This window comes from Nocardiopsis sp. FR4 (genome assembly GCF_009830945.1).
Classification (GTDB): Bacteria; Actinomycetota; Actinomycetes; order Streptosporangiales; family Streptosporangiaceae; genus Nocardiopsis.
Window position 1 is genome coordinate 43,125 of sequence record NZ_VWVV01000010.1, and the last position, 24,488, is coordinate 67,612.

The 24,488-nt window shown below is 74.4% G+C and carries 17 protein-coding genes and 1 pseudogene; 12 read left to right on the forward strand and 6 right to left on the reverse strand.

The features are described from left to right. Positions 1-2 precede the first annotated feature (2 nt). The 5 genes from FYW95_RS11630 to FYW95_RS11650 form a co-directional block, all read right to left on the reverse strand. Entirely contained in the window at positions 3-1,295 is a 1,293-nt protein-coding gene (locus tag FYW95_RS11630) for a methylaspartate mutase (RefSeq protein WP_159944706.1), read from the reverse strand. Further along, positions 1,292-1,699, reverse strand: coding sequence for a cobalamin B12-binding domain-containing protein (locus FYW95_RS11635; protein ID WP_236568013.1), 408 nt, complete (start codon positions 1,697-1,699; stop codon positions 1,292-1,294). Before FYW95_RS11635 ends, FYW95_RS11630 begins: the two co-directional genes overlap by 4 nt. Before the next feature lie 180 nt (positions 1,700-1,879). Next, positions 1,880-3,115 carry an ATP-grasp domain-containing protein gene (locus tag FYW95_RS11640; RefSeq protein ID WP_159944708.1) on the reverse strand — a complete coding sequence of 412 codons (1,236 nt, stop codon included), beginning with the start codon at positions 3,113-3,115 and terminating at the stop codon, positions 1,880-1,882. 73 nt (positions 3,116-3,188) lie between these two features. Further along, positions 3,189-4,643: an argininosuccinate lyase gene (gene argH / locus FYW95_RS11645; RefSeq protein WP_159944709.1), complete on the reverse strand. Its 1,455-nt coding sequence runs from the start codon at positions 4,641-4,643 to the stop codon at positions 3,189-3,191. Further along, complete coding sequence (locus tag FYW95_RS11650) at positions 4,640-5,932, reverse strand: helix-turn-helix domain-containing protein (RefSeq protein ID WP_159944710.1); 1,293 nt, start codon at positions 5,930-5,932, stop codon at positions 4,640-4,642. Before FYW95_RS11650 ends, argH begins: the two co-directional genes overlap by 4 nt. Before the next feature lie 317 nt (positions 5,933-6,249). Between FYW95_RS11650 and FYW95_RS11655 the strand changes: the two genes are divergently transcribed. Continuing rightward, positions 6,250-6,408 (forward strand): hypothetical protein, encoded by a 159-nt coding sequence (locus FYW95_RS11655; RefSeq protein ID WP_159944711.1) that lies wholly within the window; start codon positions 6,250-6,252, stop codon positions 6,406-6,408. Between the two features lie 19 nt (positions 6,409-6,427). On the opposite strand, the gene FYW95_RS11660 is transcribed toward FYW95_RS11655, so the two are convergent. Next, positions 6,428-9,286 (reverse strand): AfsR/SARP family transcriptional regulator, encoded by a 2,859-nt coding sequence (locus FYW95_RS11660; RefSeq protein ID WP_236568014.1) that lies wholly within the window; start codon positions 9,284-9,286, stop codon positions 6,428-6,430. A 248-nt stretch (positions 9,287-9,534) separates the two neighbouring features. Here FYW95_RS11660 and FYW95_RS11665 point away from each other — a divergent pair, with 248 nt between their 5' ends. The 11 genes and pseudogenes from FYW95_RS11665 to FYW95_RS11715 all read left to right on the forward strand — a co-directional run bounded on the left by FYW95_RS11665 (position 9,535) and on the right by FYW95_RS11715 (position 24,443). Continuing rightward, positions 9,535-9,930 carry a nuclear transport factor 2 family protein gene (locus FYW95_RS11665; protein ID WP_159944712.1) on the forward strand — a complete coding sequence of 132 codons (396 nt, stop codon included), beginning with the start codon at positions 9,535-9,537 and terminating at the stop codon, positions 9,928-9,930. Between the two features lie 104 nt (positions 9,931-10,034). Further along, a pseudogene (locus tag FYW95_RS11670) lies at positions 10,035-13,244 on the forward strand (AAA family ATPase); the annotation flags it as partial. A 240-nt stretch (positions 13,245-13,484) separates the two neighbouring features. Continuing rightward, positions 13,485-13,667 carry a thiazolylpeptide-type bacteriocin gene (locus tag FYW95_RS11675; protein ID WP_159944713.1) on the forward strand — a complete coding sequence of 61 codons (183 nt, stop codon included), beginning with the start codon at positions 13,485-13,487 and terminating at the stop codon, positions 13,665-13,667. 144 nt (positions 13,668-13,811) lie between these two features. Then, positions 13,812-13,994: a thiazolylpeptide-type bacteriocin gene (locus FYW95_RS11680; protein ID WP_159944714.1), complete on the forward strand. Its 183-nt coding sequence runs from the start codon at positions 13,812-13,814 to the stop codon at positions 13,992-13,994. Positions 13,995-14,140: 146 nt separating this feature from the next. Then, positions 14,141-15,043, forward strand: coding sequence for an ABC transporter ATP-binding protein (locus tag FYW95_RS11685; RefSeq protein WP_159944715.1), 903 nt, complete (start codon positions 14,141-14,143; stop codon positions 15,041-15,043). Continuing rightward, on the forward strand, positions 15,040-15,891 hold the full coding sequence (locus FYW95_RS11690) for an ABC transporter permease (RefSeq protein WP_159944716.1): 852 nt from the start codon (positions 15,040-15,042) through the stop codon (positions 15,889-15,891). The genes FYW95_RS11685 and FYW95_RS11690 overlap by 4 nt, the downstream gene beginning before the upstream one ends. Further along, positions 15,888-18,608, forward strand: a complete 2,721-nt coding sequence (locus FYW95_RS11695) for a lantibiotic dehydratase (RefSeq protein WP_160050338.1) — start codon at positions 15,888-15,890, stop codon at positions 18,606-18,608. Before FYW95_RS11690 ends, FYW95_RS11695 begins: the two co-directional genes overlap by 4 nt. Then, a complete protein-coding gene (locus FYW95_RS11700; protein WP_159944718.1) occupies positions 18,605-19,741 on the forward strand; it encodes a hypothetical protein in 1,137 nt (378 codons plus the stop codon). Before FYW95_RS11695 ends, FYW95_RS11700 begins: the two co-directional genes overlap by 4 nt. Next, a complete protein-coding gene (locus FYW95_RS11705) occupies positions 19,734-21,335 on the forward strand; it encodes a hypothetical protein (protein WP_159944719.1) in 1,602 nt (533 codons plus the stop codon). Before FYW95_RS11700 ends, FYW95_RS11705 begins: the two co-directional genes overlap by 8 nt. Positions 21,336-21,339: 4 nt before the next feature. Continuing rightward, complete coding sequence (locus FYW95_RS11710) at positions 21,340-23,142, forward strand: TOMM precursor leader peptide-binding protein (protein WP_159944720.1); 1,803 nt, start codon at positions 21,340-21,342, stop codon at positions 23,140-23,142. Next, on the forward strand, positions 23,139-24,443 hold the full coding sequence (locus tag FYW95_RS11715; protein ID WP_159944721.1) for a nitroreductase family protein: 1,305 nt from the start codon (positions 23,139-23,141) through the stop codon (positions 24,441-24,443). Before FYW95_RS11710 ends, FYW95_RS11715 begins: the two co-directional genes overlap by 4 nt. Positions 24,444-24,488 lie beyond the last annotated feature (45 nt).

A 24,488-nucleotide genomic window follows, 5' to 3' on the forward strand; every position in this document is an offset into this window, starting at 1 on the left:
GCTCACCCGTTTCTTCCTGGTGCGGGACGTCGTCCCGCCCGGCTGTCGTGTCGGCGCTCCATGTAGGAGAGGGTGGAGAGCAGGCTGGAGGAGGTCACCGCGTCGGCCCGGGAGCGGCGGGCCACGGGCGGCAGGGGGAGCGCCCCGGTGTCCGCCCAGCGCAGGTATCCGGCGTCGTCGATGAAGGAGCGCGTCCGTCCGGCGTTGTCGGGGTGCAGGCAGAAGGGGACGTCGAGGTGCCCCCGGGAGAAGGCCCGCAGCAGTGCGGTGCCGACGTCGTCGGAGTGCTCCAGCACCGCCTCGACCAGGGCACGGGCCTCGGTGTAGGTCTCGCTGTCCGGATCCGCTCCCGCGACGGGACGGGTTCCCTCAGCGGCGCGGGCCGCGTCCTCCAGGGCCCGTACGTTCTCCTCGATCGTGGGGATCCGGTGCGCCTCCGCCTCGGTCTTGACGATGAGGCGTTCGGCGCCCGCCTCCACCGCGGTCCGCGCGGCCTGCCGGAGCAGCGAACGCGCTCCCTCGGCCGTCCGGGGGTAGAGCCCCATGTAGGCGTAGAGGACGACGTGCCACTCGGCGCCCCGCAGGAACTCCGAGGCCAGGCGCCGCAGCGCCCGGACGGCCTCCCGGTCCTGCTCGGGGCTCGTCTGCTGGGCGTAGCTGAGGGAGACGCCGAGGACCCCGTGCTGGGCGAAGAAGAGGCCTTCGAGGAGGCTGATGGCCACCAGCATGGCGGGAGGGCACAGCTGGCCGAGCATGCAGCCGCCGAAGGTCTCCAGGTGGGGCGACCGCCCGGTTCCGTCGGCCCCGGAGAGGATCTCGGTGCCCTCCCGCCAGTTGGCCACCGACTCGCTCAGCGGGGTGCGCCCGTAGGGGAGGCAGTAGGAGACCGGCCCGCCCTCGCTCGCCGTCAGTCCCACATCCAACAGGGCGCGGAAGATGTCCTGGGGAACGGCGGAACCGTGCCTGACCTGCACGGGGAAGTCCTCCCCCTCCAGGCGGTCCAGGACGGCCCGGGTCTGGTCGGCGGAGCGTGCGACGATCGGGTAGCCGTTGAGGTCGGTTCCGTGGGCGACGGCCCCCCGCGCGGCTCTGTGGTCGCCCACCCGGGTGTAGCTGTCCAGGGTGATCGTGCCGACCGCGGTGGCGTCCGCGGCGCGGGTGGCGGCCAGCCCCGCGCGCATGCGTCCTGGATCGCCGAACCCCATGCGCGGCTGGACGACCAGTTCTCCCCGGTCGCGGGAGGCGGCCACGAAGGCCCCGAAGCGGTCGCCCCGAAGGCCGGGAGCGGTGCTCATGACGCCGCCCTGAGCCCGAAGCGGGACAGGTGGGAGGTGAAGGCCTCCGTGTCACCGTCGGCGAAGACCGCGTCGAAACCCGCGTCGAGCAGATCCCGCACCCGGTCGGGCGCGAGGGTGCCGTTGACGCCGAGTTTGCCGCCGATCACCGCCGGGACGCGCGCGAGTCCGGGCTGGGCCCGCAGTTCCCTGACCGCGCGGAGGCCGTCGTCGTACCCGTGTCCGTTGACACTGCTCACCACGACGAGCCCGGGCGTCCGGGCCAGGCACTCCTCGACGAGGAGCCGGTCCGGAACGCACGGGCCGATGTTGGCGACCCGGTGCCCCGCCTCCTCCAGGAGCAACTGGAGGAAGACGAGGTTCCACGTATGTGAGTCGGAGGATGTACCGGAAAGTACGGTCACGGGTCCGGAGTCCACCGGAGACGCGCCTTTGGGGATGGACCTCATGGGATACCGCCAGGCAATTCGCAGGTGACGTTTGTCGTCGGGCGTGAGAAACGTATCCCGTGAACGCTTCGGAGGACCGGAAGAAAAAGCGGAAGAAACGGCGGCACCTAGCGGCGTGCTCCGCGGGCCCACGCCCTAGTCGGCGGGGACCGTGACCTCCTCCTCCGGGGTGATGAGGACCCCCAGCAGTCCGAGCGCCCGTTCGGCCCGCCTCCCGGCCTCCGCCGGGGTCGGGGCGGCCGCGACGACGTGGCCGATGCGGTCGCGGAAGGTGTGTGTGACCGTCAGGCGCCGCCCCTCCGGGACGGTGACGTCCGCCCGTGCCACCCCGGGCGACCGGCGGGCCTCCTCCGTGGTCGCGAGTGTGACGGTGCCGGAGCGGGCGGCGAACAGGAAACGGATGGCCGCGCTGTCCGACCGCGTGGGGGCGAGGTCCGGGGGCTCCCCGAGCACGCGGGCGACAGTGGCCGCGATCAGGTCCACTCCGGTGGCGGCCTCGACCAGGGCGGGGATCATCCCCCCGGCCAGGCGGGGGTTGACCTCGACGATCCTGGGTCCGGAGGCGGTCACGCGCAGCTCGACGTGGGCAGGTCCCCACCCCAGGCCCAGGGCCTCCAGTGCCGCCAGGGCGACGCCGGCCACGGCCGACTCCAGGTCGGCGGGCAGCGGTGCGGGGTGGTCGTGACCGGTCTCCAGGAAGCGGGGCGGCTCGCCCAGGTGTTTGGCGGTGACCCCCACGACCCGGTCGTCGAAGGTCTCGACGGAGAACTCCGGCCCTTCCATGTACTCCTCGACCAGGGCGCGATCCGCCCGTCCGGACCCCTCACCGAGCAGGGCGCCCAGTGCCTCGGCGACCTCACCGGGGCCACGGCAGGCGCGCACGCCGTCGGAACCGGAGCCGAGGACCGGTTTGACCACGACGGTGCGGCCCAGGCCGGAGGCGAGGGAGACGCCCTGGTCGACGCTCCGCACCTCGTGGAAGGCGGGAACGGGGACGCCCGCCCGGGCCAGGGTCCGGCGCTGGGCGGCCTTGTCCCGGCAGCGGGCCACCGCGGCGGCGTCGGGGGACGGCAGTCCCAGGCCGCGCGCGACCGACGCCGCCGTGGACGCGAAGTACTCGGAGCTGGACGTCACTCCCGCCACCGGGCCTTCGAGCCCGCGGCAGACGCGCAGCACGGTGCCGGGGTCGCTGGTGTCGGCGACCACCGCGGGGACGCCGTCCTCGGAGACGTAGGGGTAGCGTTCGGGGTCCCTGGAGACGAGGAGGGGTCGCAGTCCTCGGTCTCGGGCCCGCGCGCAGAAGAGACGGCCGGAGCCGGTGGTGTTGCTCTCCACGAAGACCAGGTGGGGCGGGGTGTGTCGGCGGACCATGGGGGATACTCCTCGGGATCGTGGTGTCTGGGCCGGCGCCCGCGGGGGCGGCGCCGGGGCGCGGCGGGGGCGGTCAGGCCGCCACGGGGGCGGCGAGTTCGCGGACCGCCCGGTCCAGCCGGGTGCGCGCGTCGTCCGCCCGCGCGGCGGTCCGGGCGCGTTCGTCCGCGCGGCGGCGCAGATCCTCGCGGGCCCTGACGAAGGTGTCGGCGAAGGCCCCGGGGCCTCCCCCGGCACGGGTGGCGCGCGCGGCGGCGGCGGGGGAGGCGAGGTGGCCGGGAACGGCGTGACGCTCCCCGTCGACGGCCACCTCCTCCAGCCGGGTGTGCCCCGCTTCCAGGGCCCGGCGCACCGACGCGCCCACGGCGTGGTGCGCGGTGCGGAACGCCACCCCCTCCCTGACCAGGTGGTTGGCGACCGCCGTCGCCGTGGTGAAGCCCTCGACCGCACGCGCGCGCATGCGCTCCGGGACGGGCCTGGCTCCGCTCACCAGAACCTGGGCCAGGCGTACCGCGTCGGCCACGGCGTCGAGCCCGGGCTGGCAGGCGCCCACCGCCTCGGTGCCCACCTCGATGCAGTTGGTGAAGGGCGTGGACTTGACCATCGAGGCGGCCGACGTCCACGCGCCGATGGCCCCTCCCGCCTTGGCCTTGAGGTGTTCGAGGACGAAGGCGTTGCGTTTCTGCGGCATCGCCGAGCTGCCCCCAACCAGGTGGTCGGGCATGTGCACGAGGTCGAACTCCGCGGTGCTCCACAGCTGGAGGTCGGTGCCGAGCCTGCTCAGCGTGACACCCAGCCCGGCGACCGCCGCCAGGAGGCCCAGGTGCGTGTCCCGGCTGGCCACGGCGTCGACGGCGTGCCGGGCGGGTTGCCGGAACCCCAGCAGGTCGGCGGTGGTCCCTGGGTCGATGGGAAGGTCGGTTCCGGCGACGGCCCCCGCCCCCAGGGGGCAGCGGTCCAGCCCGCGGCTCGCGTGGAGCACGGCGTCGACGTCCCGCCCCAGGGCCTCGGCCACCCCCAGCAGGTAGTGGCCGTAGGTGAGGGGCATGGCGGCCTGGAAGTGCGTGTAGACGGGCATCACCGTGTGCTGGTGGGCCCTGGCCCGGCTGAGCAGCACCGCGTTGAGGCGGACGGCCTCCTCCAGGAAGCCCAGGGACCAGCCGCGGAGGCGCATGGCCGAGGTGGTCGCGTTGAGGTCGTTGCGCGAGCGGCCGGTGTGCAGGGCGCCCCCGACCCCGGGTCCCAGGACACGGCTGAGGTGCTCCTCGTAGGCCAGGTAGAGACCGCGCGGCCGGGGCATGCCTCGCAGCGCGGAGAAGCCGTCGGCGCGCAGATCGGTGATCGTCCCGGTGAGCGCGGCCGCCCGTTCCCTGTCGATCAGCCCCTGCCGTACCAGCATGACCAGGTGGGCGAGGTCGACCTCGCTGATGAGGGAGAGTTCGGCGCCGACGTCGGCGGGGCCGCTCTCGAAGAGCATCCTGCGGGTACCGGGGCGCAGTCCCCGGGGCAGGCGTCCTGTGTCACTCATGAGGCGAACTCCATGTGCTCGGTGGGGGAGGTCGTGGACGCGCACAGCACGCTGACCAGGCGGAAGGCCCGGAAGCGGGAGTCGGTGGCCTCGCGGTCCCGGTGGACGAGGCCCCGGGTGATGAGCGAGGCCAGGGCGCGGCCGCAGTCGGTGAGGGACAGACCCGTGGCCTGGGCGATTCCGGCGGCGGTCTCCCCGAGGGGGGACTCGCACAGCAGACGCAGGATCGCGGTCTGTTCGGGCGGGTTCTGCCGCAGCGCGAGGGAGAACCCGTCGCCGATGTCGGCACCCGTCCCGGAGAGCGGGGCCAGCAGGGGGAGCGGGTCCTCCCCCAGGCAGGACAGGAGGGTGGCCGTGTCGTACACGGCGGACCAGGTGGAGACAGCCGCGAGCGCGCCGGGGAGGTGGTCGACCAGGCCGCAGATCCGGGCGAGCACGCCGTCGTCCGCCCCGTTCGGTGCGGCCAGGGGGGCGGTCTCGTCCATGCTGGCGCGCAGGATCTCGACGGCGTCCCCGGTCGGCGGGGGGTCCAGGAGGAAGACCCGCTCGTCCGCGAGCCCGTGGGAGCCGCGGGACGTGGCGAGGATGCGCAGGTTGGGGCATACGGACAGCAGGTCCGCTACCGGCTGCGGGGACAGGGGGCCCGGGCGCGGGTCGTCCAGGACCAGCAGGACGGGCTCGTCGCCCACGGAGTCCGCCAGGGCGTCCAGGGGCCCGGTGTCCTCTCCGGTGCCGTAGAGGGCGTCGACGACGGGCCCGGGCAGGTCGACGGCGCTCCGGTCGGGTTCGTGGGCGAGGAAACCGTGGGAGGAGGCGGTGGTCCACAGGACGGGCAGGTCGAGTTCGCGGTGCAGGCGCACCGCTGCCTCGACCGCCAAACGGCTCTTGCCCGTCCCCGGAGCGCCGACGAGGGCGGTGATCCTGTGCGCGGTGGCGGACAGGCCCTCGGTGAGGGAACGCAGTTCGCCGTGTCGGCCGATGAGCGGCGTGCGGGGGACGGGTGGCGCGGTGGCCGATCCGGACCGCCCCGCCCTGAGCCGGGACCGGCCCGGTCTCCTGCCGGCCGCGTCCTCCAGACAGACGCGGTCGCGGTCGTTGAGGTGGAGCCCGTCGGCGAGCAGGCGTACGGTGTCCCTGCGCGGCTGGCGTGCGCGGCCGTGCTCCAGGTCCCGGATCGCGCGAACGCTGATGGTGGAGAAGTCGGCCAGCTCCTGCTGGGTCAGCTCAGCTCTGAGGCGGTACCTGAGGAGTAGGTGGCCGAAGGACTGCGGTTCTTCCTGGGATTCCATGTTCCACGACGACCTTTCACGGCGCTCTCTCGGACGGAGCACCACCATCGGGGACACGGCTATCCCAGGCGTATTGCCCGGGCTACCGGCACCGGGGGCACCCCGCCGGGCTCCCCCCGGGCGGAGCGGGAGCGCCCTGAACAGGTGCGCGGGGAGGCGGTGGCCGCCGGCGCGGCCGGGGGCGGGCCCGGCCTCCGGCGGAACCGCTATCCCGGGCCCGACCGGATCGCGATAGTACGGCGATAAAGCCGGGACAGGAGCGATTTCTACGGTGTGGACGCACCTCGACGAGAGGCCCACCACAACAGGAGGTTCCCATGCGGGTCCGCACCGTGATCCTGACCGTCGCCGCCGCCTTCACCCTCGCCTCCCTGGCGTCCTCCCCCGCCCTGGCCGACGACGGGGACGGCAGCAAGCCGCCCCTCCCCTGCGAGGCGCCCCTCGTGTGCACCGACAGCGGCAACTGGCCCAAGTAGCCGGGTGCGCGGTTCCGGATCAGGCTCCCCGGCGTCCGTGCCCGGCGAAGGCCGGATCGGTGCGGACCACCAGCGCGTCGAGGGCGAACCGGACCTGGTCGACGCCGTCCCGGTCGCCCAACCGCTCCCACAGCTCCATCGCCCGCTCCATCGACGCACGTGCCGGGCCCGGCTCCCCCAGCTCCGCCTGGGCCCGGCCGAGGCCGAACCTGAGCAGCGCCTCACCGACCGGGTCACCCGGATGGGCGATGCGTTCCAAGGCGCCGTGGAACCGCCCGCGCGCGCTCGCGTACTCGGCCCGCGCCATGTCGCGCCTGGCCATCTGGTACAGCACCTGGGCCTGGGCCCGGGGATCACCCGACTCCTCCGTGCACCGCAGCGCACGCTCCAGGAACACCGTCCCCTCACCGTGCTCGCCCACCTCGACGCCCATGCGCCCCAGGAGGATCAGCGGACGCCACATGGCACTGGATTCCCCCGTCCCCGCGAAATCTTCCAGAGCGGTCTCGCACAGCTCGCGTGCGGACTCCGCGTCACCGCGTCCGTAGGCCGCGTCGGCCATCCAGGCCCGGCACAGTCCCTGGCCGAACCGTTCGCCGACCTCGGTGAACCCGGCGAACGACGCGGCCAGCGCCGCCTCGGCCTCCTCGGCCCTGCGGTCGTTGCTCATCAGCAGGGAGGTCGCGAAGTCCATGGCCGCCGTTCCGCGCCGGTTGCCCGCGTCCCGGACAGCCCTGGAGGCCACTCCCAGGACCTCTCCGAACTCGTCGAAATAGCCCCGTCTCTCCGCGTACACGCAGAACTGCGAGGTCAGCTCCCAGCACTCCTCGTCCAGCCCGGCACGCGCGGCCTGGGTGATGGCGGCCAGCAGGTTGGCCCGCTCGCGGTCGATCCACTGATGGGGGTTGGCCAGCAGCCGGTCGGTGTAGGCCCCCGGAGGACGCCAGCGCGCACCATCGCCCCGGACCCGGAGCAGGTTGGTGCCGAGTATCCGCTTGTTGGCTTCGTCCAGCAGGTACAGCCACCCCCCGACCAGCCGCCGGACCTCGTCCCGGTTGTGGAGTCCGTCCGCACGGGCCTTCTCCCGGGCGTATTCGCGCACTAAATCGTGGAAGCGGTACACCGGTTCGCCCGCGGGGTCGATCCCGGTGGCGTCGAGCATGTGCGCGTCGACCAACGGCTCGGACAGGTCGGCGGGGAAGGGCCGGTCGTCGCCCAGCAGGGCTCCGGCCGCCCACGCCGGGACGGTCGGTCCCTCCACCGCCCCCAGCAGGCCGAAGACGCGCGCGGCGTCCCCGTCCAGACCGTCGTAGGTCAGCGACAGGCTGGCCCGGACCGTCATGTCGCCGTGCGCCAGCTCGTCGAGCCGGTGGCGCTCGTCGGACAGCCGTGTCACCATCGCCGCCAGCGTCCAGTGCGGCCGGGCCGCCAGACGGGCCGCCACGATCCGCAGGGCCAGGGGGAGGCGCCCCACCGCACGGACCAGGACGCGCGCCGCCTCGGGTTCGCGCTCCACGCGGTCGGCGCCGACCACCCGGGACAGCAGCGCCACGGCGGCCGCGTCGTCGAGGATGCCGAGGTCGATGCGGCGGGCTCCGGGCAGGCCGGTCAACCGCGCCCGAGAGGTGATCAGGACACCGCACCCGCTCCCCGCGGGGATCAGCGGCGCCACCTGGGCCTCCGTCGCGGCGTCGTCGAGGACCAGGAGGATCCGCCGCGACGCCATCAGGCCCCGGTACATCGCCGCCCGTTCGTCCAGGTCGTCGGGGACGGCCTGCCCGGGCACCCCGAACGCGCGCAGGAACCGACCCAGCACGCTCAACGGGGCCAGCGGTGCCTCCTGTGTTCCGCGCAGGTCGCAGTAGAGCTGTCCGTCGGGGAAGTGCTCGTCGGCCAGAAGGTGCGCGGTGTGCACGGCGGTGGCGCTCTTGCCGACGCCGGGGCGTCCCAGCAGCACCGCTATACCGACCTTCTCGGTGTCGGTGAGCAGGGTGTCGGTGATGGCGGCCACGGAGTCGGGACGGCCCACGAAGTCCGCCGCGGACGTGGGCAGCTGGAAGAGCGCCGTGGTGTGCGCGGGCGCCGCGGCCGGAGCCGGGGCCGACCGCTCCGGACGGTCGTGCTCGGCCGCGGCCGTTCCGGGCAGGGGGGTGTCCCTCCCCGGGAGGTCCAGCGACGGGTCGGCGTTGAGGATGCCGGTCTCCAGGGAGCGCAGCTCCGCTCCCGGCTCCAGGCCCAGTTCGTCGATGAACAGATCGCGTCCGGCCCGGTAGACCCGGAGCGCCTCGGCCTGGCGGCCCGACCGGTACAGGGCGAGCATGAGCTGCGCCCGCAACCGTTCGCGCAGCGGGTACCGCTCCACGAGGGAGGGGATCTCCCCGACCAGCCGGGCGTGGCGGCCCAGCGCCAGGTCGATGTCCAGGTAGGACTCGATCGCGTCCACCCGGTCCTCGTCCAGCCGGACGGCCTTGCTCCGGAGCACGTCGGCGTCGACTCCCGAGAGCGCCGACCCCCTCCAGAGCCCGACCCCCTCACGCAGTCGGGAGGAGGCGTCCTCCGCACGACCCTCCCGCACCAGGATCTCGGCGTCGCGCACCGCCGCGTGGAAGAGGTGGAGGTCGACGGCCTCGGGGTCGACCCGGAGCACGTAGCCGGGCGGCCGGGTGTCGATGACCGCACCTGTGGGGCCCAGGAGACGGCGCAACCGGGACACGCAGATCTGCACCTGGGTCCGCGCGGTCTCGGGGGGCTCGTGTGCCCAGACCGCGTCCACCAGGTAGTCGGTGGACACCACCCGGTTGAGCTGCAGCAGCAACGCGGCCAGAACGACCTGCTGGCGGCCCGGCGGCACGCGGACCGGCCCCTGGTCGACGTGCACCTCGACCGGCCCCAGCAGCCGAAAATGAACAGCTCCATTCTCGCACTCAGTGCCATGGCGCGTACTTATCGTGACACCCCATTTTCATTACAAAGACAGGAGGGCTCACCCCACAGGCGACTTATATCACAGGCAATGGGCGAATGGAGTTCACAAATGGGCTTCTTTTAATGGGTGATAGCGGCGCGATAGCCGCCGGATTCCCCCCTGCCCCACCCTGGGCTCCCAGAACACAGGAGGATTCCACCATGTTTTCCCAGACCGGAGGGGCATACCTCACGCCCAGTGAGGCCGTCGCCACGATCGGGGCGGAGCACGTCCGCCTCTCGTACCACTACCTCGACCGCGCGGACATGGACGGGTACGCGTCCCTGCTGGACCCCGAGACACGTTTCCGGTACCCCGGCCAGCCGGTCTCCCGGGGCCCGGCCCAGGTCTCGGCCCTGATGGAGCGGTCCTCCTACACACTGGGGCGGCATTCCATATTCAAGATGGTCTCAGGGGGTGACACGGTCGCGGCGATAGGCCGGTTCACATGCGAAGGCGAGCAGCCGGGAAACAATAGAGAAACAGAATTCGTGGACGTCTTCACCCTGTCCGAGCACGGTCTGTTATTGTCGTGCCGCAGATTCCACGGGACCTAGGGGCGGGGGACCCGGGCCACGATCACCGGTGGCGGTTCCGCTCCCGGGGCCGCCCGGTGCGGTTCCGGGTCCTCACCCCGGCTGGAGGAGTGCATGGGTGCCTTTCTGGACGCCGCACGGTGGCGTTCCTGGAGCGCGACGACGCCTTCGACGGCTACCACGCCGAGGTGGAACGCCTGGTCGCGGACGCCGAGGGCATAGGGGCGGTCAGCGCCGCGGCGGCGATCGGCGAGCGGGTCGCCGAGCGGGCCGAGGGCCTGCAGGCGGTCACCGAGGTCGTGGGTTCGCTGGACATCGGGGACGCCCGGGTGCGCACCCGGGTCCTGGAGCGGATCAGCGAGGTGCTGGCCGGGGTCAACCGGGCCCGCGCCACGCTGGAGACCCGGCGCCGGGAACTGCTGGCCCGGGAGGGCCGGACGGAGTTCGCGGCCGAGTTCGCCCTGCTCGGGCAGGCGATCACGGGGGCGCTGGCCGCCGCCGACACCCCGGAGCGGTGCGACGAGCAGCTGGGGCGGATCATGCTCCAGCTGGAGAACCTGGAGTCGCGCTTCGCCGAGTTCGACGACTTCCTCTCGGAGCTGGCGGACAAGCGCGAGGACGTCTACGAGGCCTTCTCCACCCGCAAGCAGGGGCTGGTGGGCGAGCGGGCGCGGCGGGCCGACCGCCTGGCCTCCTCGGCCGCGCGCGTGCTGGAGGGCGTGCACCGGCGGGTCGCCGCGCTCGGCGCCCTGGAGGACGTCAACACCTACTTCGCCTCGGACGCGATGGTGGTGCGGCTGCGCCGGACCGTCGAGGAGATGCGCGAGCTCGGCGACACCGTCCGGGCCGAGGAGCTGGAGGGCCAGATCCTGGCCGCCCGGCAGGAGGCGGGGCGGGCCCTGCGGGACCGCGCCGACCTGTTCGAGGGCGGCGAGGGCGGCGAGACGATCCGCCTGGGCAGGCACCGGTTCGCGGTCAACACGCAGCCGATCGACCTGACCCTGACCCCGCACGGCGGTCGGATGTCGGTGGCCGTCACCGGCACCGACTTCCGGGCCCCGGTCACCGACGAGGGGTTCGAGGGCACCCGCCGCCTGTGGGACCGGGTGCTGGTGTCGGAGAGCCCGCGGGTGTACCGGGCCGAGTACCTGGCGGCGTCGGTGCTGGCCGCGGCCGAGGAGGGCGCGGAGGGGCTGACCCCGGAGCGCCTGCGCGAGGCGGAGGTGGGCGCCGAGGACGGGTCCTCCCTGCTGGCGCTCGTGCGCGGGGTCGCCGAGTCCCGCTACGACGAGGGCTACGAGCGGGGCGTGCACGACCACGACGCCGCGCGGATCCTGTCGGCGCTGCTGCGGCTGCGCACCGGTGCCGGGCTGCTGCGCTACCCGGGCGGGACGCGGGCGGCGGCCCAGCTGTTCTGGGCCTTCGGCACCACCAAGGAGCAGCGCTCGGCGTGGAGCACCCGGGCGGGCTCGCTGGCGCGGGCCCGTGAGGTGTTCGGGGTGCGCGGCTCCTCGGCTGTGGACGGGCTGCGCGCGGAGCTGGCCGCCGGGGTGGACGGGTTCCTCATCGGGACCGGTCTACACCAGGACGCCGACCTGGACCTGGTCGGCGAGTACCTGTTCGAGGAGATCGCCGAGCGGAGGCCCGGCGGGCGGGGCTTCGTGTCCGGTTCGGGGGCGCGCGCGCTGCTGGACCGGTTCCACCGCGCCCTGGGCAGTGCCCGGGAGACCACGCGCAAGGCCTTCGAGGAGGACCTGCGCGCCCTGGACGGGGACCTTCCGGCGCGCCACCAGCTGGTGGCGGCCTGGTTGGAGGCGTTCGCGACCACCCTGGAGGACGTGGACCCGGGGGACCTGCCCGAGGCCGCGGCGATCGAGCTGACCGGAGGCGCCCTGGACCGGTACGAGTCCTCGGCGGCGGTGAGCGCGAGGGTGGAGGGGCTGCTGGGATCGCACCCGCGCGTGCGCGAACGGTCGCTGGAGCTGCGCCTGGACGAGTTCCTGGCGCGCACCCGCCGGTTCCGGCTGGAGGACGTGCCCGCCTACCGGGACTTCCAGCGGCGGCGCAACGCGCTGGTGGCCGCCGAGCGCGAGCGCCTGCGGCTGGAGGAGTACCGGCCCAAGGTGATGAGCGGCTTCGTGCGCAACCGGCTGCTGGACGAGGCCTACCTGCCGCTGATCGGCGACAACCTGGCCAAGCAGCTGAGCGCGGCCGGGGACGGCAAGCGCACCGACCAGAGCGGGCTGCTGCTCATCTCCCCGCCCGGGTACGGCAAGACCACGCTCATGGAGTACGTGGCCAGCCGCCTGGGGCTGGTGTTCGTGAAGGTCAACGGGCCAGCGCTGGGGCACGCGGTGACCTCTCTGGACCCCGCCGAGGCGCCGGACGCCACCTCCCGGCAGGAGGTCGAGAAGATCTCCTTCGCCCTGGAGGCGGGGAGCAACACGATGCTGTACCTGGACGACATCCAGCACACGAACCCCGAGCTGCTCCAGAAGTTCATCTCCCTGTGCGACGGCCAGCGCCGCATGGAGGGCGTGTGGAACGGGCGCACCCGGACCTACGACCTGCGGGGCAAGCGGTTCGCGGTGTGCATGGCCGGAAACCCCTACACCGAGCGGGGCAAGCGGTTCCGGATCCCGGACATGCTGGCCAACCGGGCCGACGTGTACAACCTGGGTGACGTGCTCTCGGGGAAGGAGGAGCTGTTCGCGCTGAGCTACGTCGAGAACGCGCTCACCTCGAACCCGACCCTGGCGCCGCTGTCCACCCGGGACCGGGAGGACGTGTACCTGTTCGTGCGCATGGCCCGGGGGGACGACTCGGCGGGCACGGACCGGCTCGCCCACCCCTACTCGGCGGCCGAGGTGGAGCGGATCGTGTCGGTGCTGCGCAAGCTGCTGCGGGTGCAGGAGGTGGTGCTGGCCAACAACCAGGCCTACATCGCCTCGGCCGCGCAGTCGGAGGACGCGCGCACCGAGCCGCCGTTCCAGCTGCAGGGCTCGTACCGGAACATGAACCGGATGGCGGAGAGAATCGTGCCGGTCATGAACGACGCCGAGGTGGAGGCCGTGATCGACGACCACTACCTGGGCGAGGCGCAGACCCTGGCCTCGGGCGCGGAGGCGAACCTGCTCAAGCTCGCGGAGCTGCGCGGGGTGATGACCCCCGAGCAGGAGGCCCGCTGGGCGGAGGTCCGGGCGGCCTTCCGCCGGAGCCGTGCGCTGGGCGGCGCCGAGGACGACCCGGTGACCGGGGCCATCGGCGCGATGGGGCTGCTCGCCGACCGCGTGGGCGAGATCAGCGGCGCGATCGAGCGGACCCGGGAGGGGTGAGGCCGCGTCCCCGGTCCGCCCGGTGGGCCGCCGTCCTGCGGAGCGGCGGCCCACCGCCGCTCCGCGGTCCCGCGTGCCGCCCCGGGCCCCGTTCCCGAAGGCGTCCGTGTAACGCGGGGCGTAACTGGCGGCCACAGCTGAGAAAAGTATCAATACAACCTCTATCGACCTCGTTCGGCGCATGTTATTTTCTTCCCGCCCGGGGGAACCAGCATGAAACCAACGAGCGAAGAGGCACACATGCCCCATTCGATGGCACCCGACATCGACCTGCCGGAGCTGGATTTCGACGACATGGAGGTCATGAGCGTCCGCGAGGCCGTGGCGGTACCGGAAACCGGTGCCACAAGCGGATCCAGCAGCTGCACCTCCACGTCCTGCTGCGGCTCCAGCAGCTGCTGCTCGGGCGGCTCCTGCGGCTGAGGCAGACCCTGCTTCATCCCCCTGAAAACCTCATCCAAACCCTCTTTCCAACAATTCACGCAACGGCACCGATCAAAGCGTGAACTGTTTTCGCGTGCCCGCGTGAAGGCGCGTACATCCCCTGAACCAGAAGAAGGTGTTGTCATGGCTATGCAGGAATCCCCCGCGATCGACCTGCCCGACCTGGACTTCGACGACATGGAGGTCATGAGCGTCCGCGAGGCCGTCGCGGTCCCCGAAACCGGCGCCACAAGCGGATCCAGCAGCTGCACCTCCACGTCCTGCTGCGGCTCCAGCAGCTGCTGCTCCTCCGGTTCCTGCGGCTGACGGTGCCCCGCACGGGACCGCTCCGTCCCGTGACCGGGCGCCGCTGAGCCCCGCCTCCCGCGCCCGGACGGCACCGCCGGGGCGGCCCCCTCACAGGGCGGGGCCGCCCCCACGCTCCACCCCCCGACGAACCACGAGGGCCGCACGTGCACGCCATCCACGCCACCGACATCACCAAGGACTACGGGAAGGGGACGGTGCTCCACGGCGTCTCCTACCAGGTGCCCGCCGGGCAGATCGCCGCCCTGCTCGGCCCCAACGGAGCGGGCAAGACCACGCTGATCGAGATCCTGGAGGGACACCGGGGACGCACCTCGGGTCAGCTGTCCGTCCTCGGGCTCGACCCTGGCAACCGCCGGGACTTCGCACTGCTGCGCAGGCGCGTGAGCGTCGTCCTGCAGCAGACCATGCTGGAACCGGGCCTGTCGGTGCGCGACATCCTGCGCCGCCACGCCTCCTACTACCCCGACCCCCTGGACCCCGATGAGGTCCTCGCCCAGGTCGACCTCGTGGAGAAGCGGTCCGCGCTGGTCAGGTCGCTGTCCGACGGTATGCGCCGCCGCCTGGACCTGGCCCTGGCGCTCACCGGCCGCCCCGAGCTGCTCTTCCTGGACGAGCCCACCACCGGCCTGGACCCTGTGTCGCGCCGCCGCATCCGCGCCCTCGTCGCCGGACTGCGCGAGAGCGGCACCACCGTGGTCCTGACCTCGCACGACCTCACCGAGGTCCAGGAGCTGGCCGACCGGGTGGACGTCATCCGCGACGGCGTGTTCATCGCGTCGGGCACCCCCGAGGAGCTGGTCCGCGGCTCGGCCGCCCTGACCGTGGTGGAGTTCGCCGACCCCGGCGTGGCCGCCGAGCGCCTGCCCGAGGGGGCCTCGCTGGTCAACGGCCGGGTGCGCATCCGCACCGCAGACCAGGACGGGGTCGTGCGCGAGGTCCAGGAGTGGGCCGCGCGGGAGAGGACCGAGATCAGCGGGCTGACGATCGTCCCGCCGAGCCTGGACGACGCCTACATCGCGATGCTGGAGACGGGGAAGGCCGAATGACCACCACCCAGACCGTACGGGCCCCGAGCCCGGTCCGCAGCTTCCTCCTGCACGTGGACGGGGAGCTGAAGGAGTTCTGGCGCTCCCCCATCACCCTGGCCTTCATCGTCCTGATGCCGGTGATGTTCTACGTGGGCTTCGGGCTCGCGTTCCGCTCCCAGGCCGACGCGGTCCGCGCGGTCGGCGAGTACGAGATCACCCAGGCCAACCTGAGCTTCGGCGGGGTGCTCGGATTCGCGCTGATGTCGGTGGCCTTCGCCAACGTCGCCATCGGCCTGGCCATCCGCCGCCACCACGGCCTGTTCAAGCGCTTCCGCACCACCCCGGTCAGCCCGGCGACGGTGATGGGGGCCTACCTGGCCAACACCCTGCTCACGGCGGTGATCGTGCTGGCGGTCGTCGCCGCGATCGGCCTGCTCGGCATGGGCGTGACCCTGGACCCGGCGCGCGTGCCGCAGCTGCTGCTGGCACTGCTGCTCGGCTTCGTGTGCATGGCCCCTCTGGGCGCCGCCGTGTCGCTGCTGCCTCCCAACGCCGACGCCGCCGTGCCGATGGTCAACGGCATCTTCTTCCCCGCGGCCTTCCTCGCGGGCGGGTTCGTGGTCCTGCCCCTGGGCGAGACCGTCCAGGCGGTCGTGGACCTGCTGCCCGGCCGCCCCCTGACCGTCCTCCTCCAGGGTTCCCTGGCCGAGTCCGGCCCCGCCTGGGACTGGCCGTCGGTGTGGCTCCTGCTCGCCTGGTCCGTGCTGGGCACGGCGGCGGCGCTGCGCTGGTTCCGCTGGGCCTCCGAGCGCGAGCCGCGCGGCTTCGGCTCGGCCCGGCGCAAGGGGTCGGAGGGCAAGGGTTGAGCCTGCCTTCCTTCGAGTGCGTGGAGGGCCCCTACCTGGTCTCCCGCGTGAACCTGTACCCCTACCTGCCGCTGCGCGGCGCGGACGCGGACCTGGACCGGGAGCGGGTGCGCGTCCTGGCCGAGGAGGAGGCGTACCGCGAACGGTTGCGCGAGCGCCTGCTCGACGCCCTGCACGCGGCCGCCCCCGACCTGGAGGACGAGGAGCACCGGCGCACCGCGCTGACCGCCAAACGCGACGTGTACAACCGCCGCCCGCCGCGGGCGGCACTGGCCGGGCACCCGGTCACGTGGCGGATCGGCGCGCTCGGCGCGTGGGTGGAGAGCTGGGGGCGCACCCGTGAGGCCGCCGAGGCGCTCGACGCCGCGCACGAGGCGGCCCTGGCCGACGAGCGGGCCGTGCTCGCCGCGTGGGCCCGGGACCCCGGGACCGGCCGGAGCACGGCGATGTCCAGCCCGGACCTGCACCGGGCGGTGGCGGCCCGGGCGGCCGCCGACGGGCCGCCGGACAAGAGGATGCGCAAGGCCGAACCGTCCCTGGTGCGCTACCACTCGCGCTCCACCGTGAAGGTCAGCCCGTACTCGCTCTACACGGGCGTGCACTTCGACGACGTGGAGCAGCCGTCGTCGGCCACCCGCGACGGCGAGCCGCTGCGGTTCACCGCCCGCGCCGACCTGCGCCGCCTGCTGGTCCGGCAGGCGGGGCGCGCCCTGGCCTCCGACCCGGAGGCGCGCATGGAGATGGAGTGGGTGCTCACCGGCGGGGCCCGCCGCGAGGGCGACCGGCTGCTGGTGCGCCGCCGCCGGTGGGTGCCGCCCGCGCCGGGGCTGCGCGCGGAGGCCTTCGGCGAGGAGGAGGTGCGCCTCCCGCTCACCGGGGCGTGGGAGCCCCTGGTCGCGGCGCTGGAACGCCGTGCCGCGCGGCCCGTGCGCCTGGCCGCGCTGCGCGACGGGCTGGCGACCGACCTCGGCCGGGACCCCGCCGACGCCCTGGCCGTGCTGGACAGGATGATCGGCGCGGGTGTCCTGGTGCCGTGGGCCCCGGCCGCCGAGCAGTCCCCGGACTTCGCCGAACGCTGGCACGAGCTGGCCCGTTCCCTGCCCGGCGAGGCCGCCTCCCGGGTGGCCGCGGCCCTGGAGGCCACCAGCGGGATCCTCGCGGAGTTCGGCGAGGCGACGGGGGAGGAGCGGTCGGAGGCGGTGCTGCACCTGCAGCGCCTGTGGTCGGCCGCCCTGGCCCCGGCCGCCGGGGCGTCCGCCGCCCCCGGCGGGCCGGGGGACGAGGGGGACCGGAACGGGGGCGAGGCGGGGAACGCGGAGCCGCCCCGGGCGCCGACCGGCGGCGTCACGTCCTCCCCCCTGGTGGAGGACTGCCACGTCTCGCGCGGCGCCCCGGTGCCGCGCGAGTGGACCCGGCGGTGGACCGCCGACCTGCGCGGACTCGTGCCGCTGCTGTTCGCCCTGGACGACCAGCGGGTGCTGGCGGGCGCTCTGGAGAGCGTGTTCGTGTCCCGCTACGGCCGGGGCGGCCGGTGCACCGACCTGGACGAGTTCGCCGGGCACGCCCGCGCGGCCTTCCCCCTGACCCAGCGCCTGATGGCGGGCGACACCCGGGAGGCGGACGATGGCCTGACCCGCCTGCTGGCCGCCCGGGCCCGCGCGGTCGGCCACCTCAACGAGCTCTCCCGGCGGGAGGACGAGGAGGTCGAGGTGGACCCGGCGGTGGTGGCGGAGGTCGCCGCGCTGCTGCCGGAGCGGGAGTTCGCGGCGCGCCGCTCCTTCGCCGTGTTCGGCCAGCCGGACCGGGGAAGGCTCGTGCTCAACCACCTGTACGGGGGGCGCGCCCGGTACTTCAGCCGGTTCCTGTCCGCGCTTCCCGACGAGGTGCGCGACCGGGTGTCCGCCCACGTGCGGCGGCTGGGCCCGCCGGACGCGGACACCGTGCACATGCGGTCGGCGCTGGGGTTCAACGCCAACCTGTCGCCGCTGCTGGCCCCCGAGGAGCTGGCGCTGCGCGACGAGCCCGTGCTGGCCCCCGGCCCCTCCACCGGCGACCTGGACCTGGTGCACACGCCGTCGGGGCTGCGGCTCGTACGCGGCTCCCGGGAGGTCGACCCGGTGTACACGGGGTTCCTGGTGCCGCACGCGCTGCCCTACGACGAGATGCTCGTGGCGATGGTCGCCGACTCGCCGTTCTTCTCGTTCAGCGACACCGTGATGGACCTGCACCGGCGCTGGGAGGAGGGCCGGTCCGAACGCCGGGCGCCGGGTCCGACCCCGCGGATCCGCTTCGGGGACGTGGTGCTCCTGCGCCGGCGCTGGGCCCTGGACGCCGCGGCGCTGGCCGCCCGCCCCGGGGAGGCGCCGAGCGCGCTGCACCGGCGGGTCAACGTCGAGCGGACCCTGCGCGGGATGCCCGACCAGGTGTTCCTGCGTCCGCTCCAGGGCGCGCGGATGGGCCCGATGGAGCGGGCCATGGCGCCCAAGCCCCAGCACGTGGACTTCCTGAGCAGGCTGCACACGATGACCGCGGCCAAGCGGTTGGCCCACTTGGGCCCGACGCTGTTCGCGGAGGAGTTCCTGCCGTCCCCGGCGCGGAGCGGTCTGAGCGGACCGCGCGGCCGGCACGCCACGGAGGTGTTCCTCGAACTGTCCACCGTCCCCTCCCCCGTTCCTCCGGTGCCCGATCCCCCAGGCGAAGTGAGGCTGGTTCCGTGACCCTCGGACTCCGAGTGACCTACTACGACAAGGACAAGAGCGCGCTCCTGGGCGAGTGCCTCGTGCCCGAGGCCCTGGCCGCCGGGCGGCGCGAGGGCGTGACCGCGGCGTGGCTCCACCTGCACTGGCGGCTGGGCCCGCACTGCGTCCTCTACGCGGACGGCCGGGGCGACGCGGTGGAGGAGGTGATGCGCGACGCTGAGGAGCGCGTGCGGGGCTTCCTGGCGCGCAGCCCGTCCGCCTACCCGATCGACCGCCAGCAGTACGCGTCGTTCTCCCGTCGGATCGGCCGTCTGGAGCTGGTGGAACCGCCCTACGAACCGCTGGAGCCGGACAACTCCCTCCGACGGCTGGAGGGCGACCCGGTGGACACGTTCCTGCGCGGGCGCGAGGCGGTGGCGCTCAAGGGCCGGGTGCTGGCCGACGGCCTCCCCCGGGTGGCCGGCCAGATCGGCGGCCGGAACGCGACGGGCAACGTGTTCGCCGGGATGGGCGCGATCGCCTCCTGCTACCCCGGGTGGGGCCTGCGCTCGGGCTACCAGGCGTTCCTGTCGCACTGGAAGGAGTACTTCCACTGGACGGACCGCGACGGGAGCGCACAGGCGCGGCTCGCCGAGTCCTACGCCGCCCAGCGCGAGGACCTGGTGGGGGCGCTGCGGGCGGTCCACGAGGGGACCACGGACGACCCCCTGGCCCTGTCCTGGCTGGAGTGGACGCGGCGGTGGCTGCCCGAGGCGGTGGAGCTGGCGCGCGGGGAGCACATCCTGCCGTTCCCGCACCCGGAACGGCAGGACGCGGCGGCCCGCTTCGACGAGGAGACGCGGGTGCGGTGGAGCGGCTCCGACGAGCGCTCCTACAGCGACTACCACAACGAGTTCCGCAAGCTGGACTTCACCCGGCTCGGCGACGGGTACGGGTTCGCGGCGTTCCGGTTCCTCATCAACTGCTTCTTCGACCTGCTGCCGGTCATGGGGGTGTCGCCGATCCAGCGGTACTCGCTGGCCTACCTGTTCACGGAGGCCGCCCAGGAGGTGGTGGGCGAGACCTGGGAGGAGACCGTGCGCCGCGTGGTCGACCACCAGAGCGAGGACCCGGGGCTGCGGCCGACCCTGCCGTGGAGGGGCGATGTCTGAACCCGCCGCCGCGTGGCGGCTGAAGAGTTCCGTCCGCGCCCGCTCCCTGGCCGAGGAGGGGGTGGCCCTGAGCATGGGCGCGACCGCCGTGGTGGTGCGGGGCGCGCGGGCCGAGGCCGTGTGGCGGGCCCTGGAGCCCGCGCTGCGGGCCGGGTACACCCGGCAGGCCCTGACCGAGCGGTTCCCGGCCCGGGGGCGGCCCTTCCTGGAGGGCGTCCTGGACCAGCTGGAGGAGCACTCCTTCCTGCGGGAGGTGGAGGAGGAGCACGCGCTGTCGGAGGCCGAGCGGGTCGCCTACCCGCACCTGGAGTCGCTGACCGCACGGCCCTACGCGGCGCTGCGGGCGCTCGCGGGGAGCGGCGTGCGGATCCGCTCCTCCTGCCCGCTGCTGGAGGCCGAGGTGCGCCGTGCGCTGGGCCGCGCCGGTTTCCGTGAGGTGAGCGCCGACACCGGGCCCGCGACCGGGGCGCTGCTGACCACGCGCCTGTCCGTGCCCGGCCACGGGGAGGCACTGCACCTGGTCGCCTCGGGGCACGGGGTGTGGGTGTCGGGGCCGCGGAACGCGTCCGCCGACCCGGAGCTGGTGGAACGGGTGCGGGACTGGTTCTCCTCCCTTGAAGAGGGCGGGGTCGCCGACGGGACCGGGGAGGAGCCCGCCGCGGGGATCGTCCGCTCCCTCGTGGCCGCGCAGCTGGCGCTGGCCCTGGTGGCGCGGGTGGCCCAGGTGGTGGACGGGACGCCGCCCCCGGCCGACCCGGAGTTCATGGTGACCACGGACGAGCTGGTCAGCGAACCGCACCCGTTCGTCGCCCTGCCGGTGCTGGACCCGGAGGCCGGGGCGCCGCTGGCCCCGGCGGCGGAGCCGCCCGGGGAGGTGCCCGACCGGCTGGACGCGGTGGCGCACCTGTGGGACCGGGTGTTCGGCCCGGTCGGCGAGCCGCGCCCGGAGGACCTGGAACAGCTGCCGGTGGGGCTGGCGCGGGTGGAGCGCTCCCCGGTGCTGGGCGCCGGGACCACCACGGCGGAGGCCCGGCTGGACGCGCTGCTCGCCGCGCTGCACACGGTCGCCTGGCCTCGTGGCGAAGGCGCGGCCGCGCCGGAGGGCCCCCTCGGACTCGGGCTGGGGCTGACCCCGGAGGCCGCCGTCGGCGAGGCGGTCGGCGGCCTGGTGACGGCCGACCCCGCCGGATGGAAGGACGCGGACCCGCCGGAGCCGATGTCGGCGCCCGCGCGCAGGATGTGGGCCGCGCTGACCCTGCGCTTCGGGGTGGACGCGCGGTCGCGCTGGCAGGAGTGGGACGGCACCGGCCTGTGGCGGGTCGCCGTCCACGGCCCGGACGGGGCGCTGCTGGGCGCCAGCGCGGCCCCCGACGCCGACGCGGCGGTACGGGAGGCCCTGCTCCGCGCCGTGGCCGGTGCCCAGGCGGCGGGGAGGGACGGGCGCGTGGCCCCGGCGGCGACGCGGACCGCCCCGGTGACCGCGGCCCTGGCGCGCTGGGCGGGCGAGACCGGCCTGGTACGGGTGCGCGCGCCCGGCGGGGCCGGGGACTGGGCGCGGCGCGGCGTGTACGCGGCGGTGGCCGTATGGAGCTGAGCCGATGACCGCCGTGTTCCACCGGCCGCCCCGGGCACCCTCCCCGGAGGGGGCGACCCTGGCCGAACCCCGCACCGTCCCGGTGGCCGGGGGCCTGCTGCACGTGGCGATGAGCGGCGCGCTGGCGGTCGTCGGCCCGTGGACCCCCGACGGGGCCACGGGCTGCGCGCGGTGCGCGGGGCTCTGGCGCCGCGACGTCGAGGGCGACGGCGTCCCCGAGCGGGGCGCCGACGAACTCCTGCCCCTGTGGCGGCACGCGTTCACCGCCCTGGTCGAGACCGCCGCGGACGACCCCGGCCGCCTGCGGCTGGCGCTCACCGCCCTGGACTGCCGCACCGGAGCCCTCACCCGGCACACCCTCGTCCCGCACCCGGGCTGCGCGCACTGCTTTCCCGGCGGCGCGGGGCTCGCCGTGCCCGGCGGACTGGACCTGCGGACCCCGCAGCCGGTTCCGGGCCCCTCCCTGCGCGTGCGCGGCGCGGACCGGAGCGGCCTGCGCGCGCGGCTGCTGGACTTCCGGTTCGGTCCCGCCGCCCACCTCTACCGGGACGAGGAGTCACCGCTGTCCCTGGTGACCTGCGAGACGGTCGCCCCCGGGCACACCCGCCGCGAGGGCGGCTACGGGCGTTCGACCCGGTTCACCGACAGCGAGGTCCCCGCCCTCCTGGAGGGCGTCGAGCGCGTCACGGGAGGCCACCGGCACACAGGGGGGCCGGTCGTCTCCGGCTGCTACGCCGACCTCGCCGACGACGCGCTCGACCCCGAGCGCCTGGGCCTGCACGAACCCGAGTGGTACGGGCACCCGGCCTTCGAGCCGGTCCCCTACACCCCGGACACGCCCACCACCTGGGTGTGGGGCTGGTCCACCCGGGAGCGCCGCCGCGTCCTGGTGCCCGAGCACGTCGCGTACTGGCACGCGGGGACCCGGGAGACCCGCTTCCTGTACGAGTCCTCCAACGGCTGCGCGGTCGGCGGGAGCCTGGAGGAGGCCGTCCTCTACGGACTGTTCGAGGTGGTGGAGCGCGACGCGTTCCTGCTCGCCTGGTACTCGCGCACGCGGCTGCGCGAGATCGACCCGGGTGAGGACCCCGCCCTGGTGCACCTGACCGACCTGCTGGAGGAGCGGGGTCTGCGGCTGCGGCTGCTCGACCTCACCTCCGACCTGGGGGTTCCGACGGCGCTCGCGGTGGTGACCGCCCCCGAGGAGGCGGTCCGGGCCGGTCGGGCGCCCGCGTTGAGCCTGGCCACCGGAACCCACCCCGACCCCCGTCGGGCGGTCATGGCCGCGGTGGAGGAGACCGCCACCAACGCGCTCATGTACCCCAAGTGGGTGCGGATGCGCGCGTCGGTCAGCGTGGAGCGCTGCCGCCCCATGCTGGAGGACTTCACCCTGGTCAGAACACTGGAGGACCACACGGGCCTGCACGGGCTGTGGGAGTCGCGCCCGCACTGGGAGTTCCTGGAGGCGCCCGCGGGCACCGTCCCCCTGGCGGAGTTCGCCGCCGGGGCGCCCTCCTCCTTCGCGGGGACCGACCTCACCGCCCTGCTCAGGGAGCGCCTGGCGGCCGTGCACGCGCGGGGGCTGGACGTGGTCGTGGTCGACCAGAGCAGCGCGCCGTACGCGGAGGCCGCCGGGGTCCGCTCGGCGAAGGTGATCGTGCCCGGCGCCCTGCCGATGACCTTCGGCCACACCCACCGCCGCACCCGCTCGCTGGAGCGGCTGACCCGCGCGTCCACGCTGTTCGAGGGGGGAGTCCCATGGGAACGACACGGCCAGATCCACCCGGTACCGCACCCCTTCCCGTGACCGGCCCCGCGCCAGGGGAGGGCTCCCGGGCCCGGGTTCTGGCGGACCTGCACGGACAGTCGTACGGCAAGGACGTCGCCGAGGTGCGGACGCTGTTCTTCGGTCCGCGCCTGTCCACCGGCCTGGCCCGTCCGGTGCCGGGCCAGGTGCGCCCGCCCCTGCCCGCGCTGGGGCCGCTGCGGGACCTGGACGCCGCCGGGCCCGCGCTCGGCGGAACCTGGACGCGCGCGCAGCGGTTGCTCGCCGCGTGCGTGGAGGCCGTGCGGATCCGGCGGGTCTCGGCCGCCGACCGCTACCCGGTGCACCGCGCCTACCCGTCCCCGCGCGGGCTGTTCGGCGCCGACCTGTTCCTGGTCGCGGACGGCCCCGCGCCCCGGTGCCTGCGCGTGGACCCCGGGACGCACGCGCTCCAGCCCCGGGACGGCGTCCCCGCCCCAGCGGACCCGGAGGAGCTCTCCGGCTTCCGGCTCGTGGTGGCGGTGGACCACCGCCGCTACCCGCCCGAGTACGGACGGCTGCGCCCCTCGCTCGCGCTGCTGGAGGGCGGGCACCTGCTGGCGACGCTCGGCCTGGCACTGGAACGCGCCGGCCTGCGCCCGCGCACGCGCTTCGGCGCCGCCGACGCCCCGGACGGTTACGCCCCCTGCGGTGTCATCACCCTGGACCCGGACGGCCCGGACGCTCCCGCCGTCCCGGCCGAGGCCCTGGCCCGGGTGGCCGCCGCGTGCGCCCCGGCGGGCGTCACGCTGCGCCGCTGGCTGGACGAGCGCGGCAGCGGCGTGTCCGCCGCCAACCTCGTCACCAGCGCGTACGTCTCGCCCGAGGAGGGCGCGGTGGTCACGGCGGCCCTGACGGCCGCCCTCGGCGCCGCCCGGGAGGCCGTCCCCGGACCCGGAGCGCTGCGGCTGTACCGCCAGGTCCTGGTGGCGGACCGGGTGGAGGACCGCGCGGCCCGCGAACTCTCCCCCGACGGCACGGAGCACCCCGACCGGCCGGTGGAGCGCACCGGGGAGACCAACTTCTCCTCTCCCCTCGGCTACACGCTCACGGCCGACTTCACCGCGTGGGCGCGCGCCCACGGCGACCGCGCACCGGCCGTGCTGCACACCCTCCTGGGCTGGATCGCGCAGTGGGGCTGCCTGGGCGCGGCGGCCACCGGGCTGTGCGCCCGTCCCATGCGCAACCACCAGGAGGCCGACTGGGCCGCGGTCCTGGGCCTGGACCCCGGCCAGACCCCCGCCTACCAGCTGTGGGTGCGCGCCGAACGCGGCTCCTACCTGGACCTTCCCGTCGACGCCTGATCCGCCGCGCGCCCGGGACCGGGCGCGCGGCCACGACCCCGAGGA

Coding starts and splice junctions, on each gene's coding strand:
- FYW95_RS11630 (WP_159944706.1), bottom strand. CDS start 1,295: ATGAGCACCGCTCCCGGCCTTCGGGGCGACCGCTTCGGGGCCTTCGTG.
- FYW95_RS11640 (WP_159944708.1), bottom strand. CDS start 3,115: ATGGTCCGCCGACACACCCCGCCCCACCTGGTCTTCGTGGAGAGCAAC.
- argH (WP_159944709.1), bottom strand. CDS start 4,643: ATGAGTGACACAGGACGCCTGCCCCGGGGACTGCGCCCCGGTACCCGC.
- FYW95_RS11650 (WP_159944710.1), bottom strand. CDS start 5,932: ATGGAATCCCAGGAAGAACCGCAGTCCTTCGGCCACCTACTCCTCAGG.
- FYW95_RS11655 (WP_159944711.1), top strand. CDS start 6,250: ATGCGGGTCCGCACCGTGATCCTGACCGTCGCCGCCGCCTTCACCCTC.
- FYW95_RS11665 (WP_159944712.1), top strand. CDS start 9,535: ATGTTTTCCCAGACCGGAGGGGCATACCTCACGCCCAGTGAGGCCGTC.
- FYW95_RS11675 (WP_159944713.1), top strand. CDS start 13,485: ATGCCCCATTCGATGGCACCCGACATCGACCTGCCGGAGCTGGATTTC.
- FYW95_RS11680 (WP_159944714.1), top strand. CDS start 13,812: ATGGCTATGCAGGAATCCCCCGCGATCGACCTGCCCGACCTGGACTTC.
- FYW95_RS11690 (WP_159944716.1), top strand. CDS start 15,040: ATGACCACCACCCAGACCGTACGGGCCCCGAGCCCGGTCCGCAGCTTC.
- FYW95_RS11705 (WP_159944719.1), top strand. CDS start 19,734: ATGTCTGAACCCGCCGCCGCGTGGCGGCTGAAGAGTTCCGTCCGCGCC.
- FYW95_RS11710 (WP_159944720.1), top strand. CDS start 21,340: ATGACCGCCGTGTTCCACCGGCCGCCCCGGGCACCCTCCCCGGAGGGG.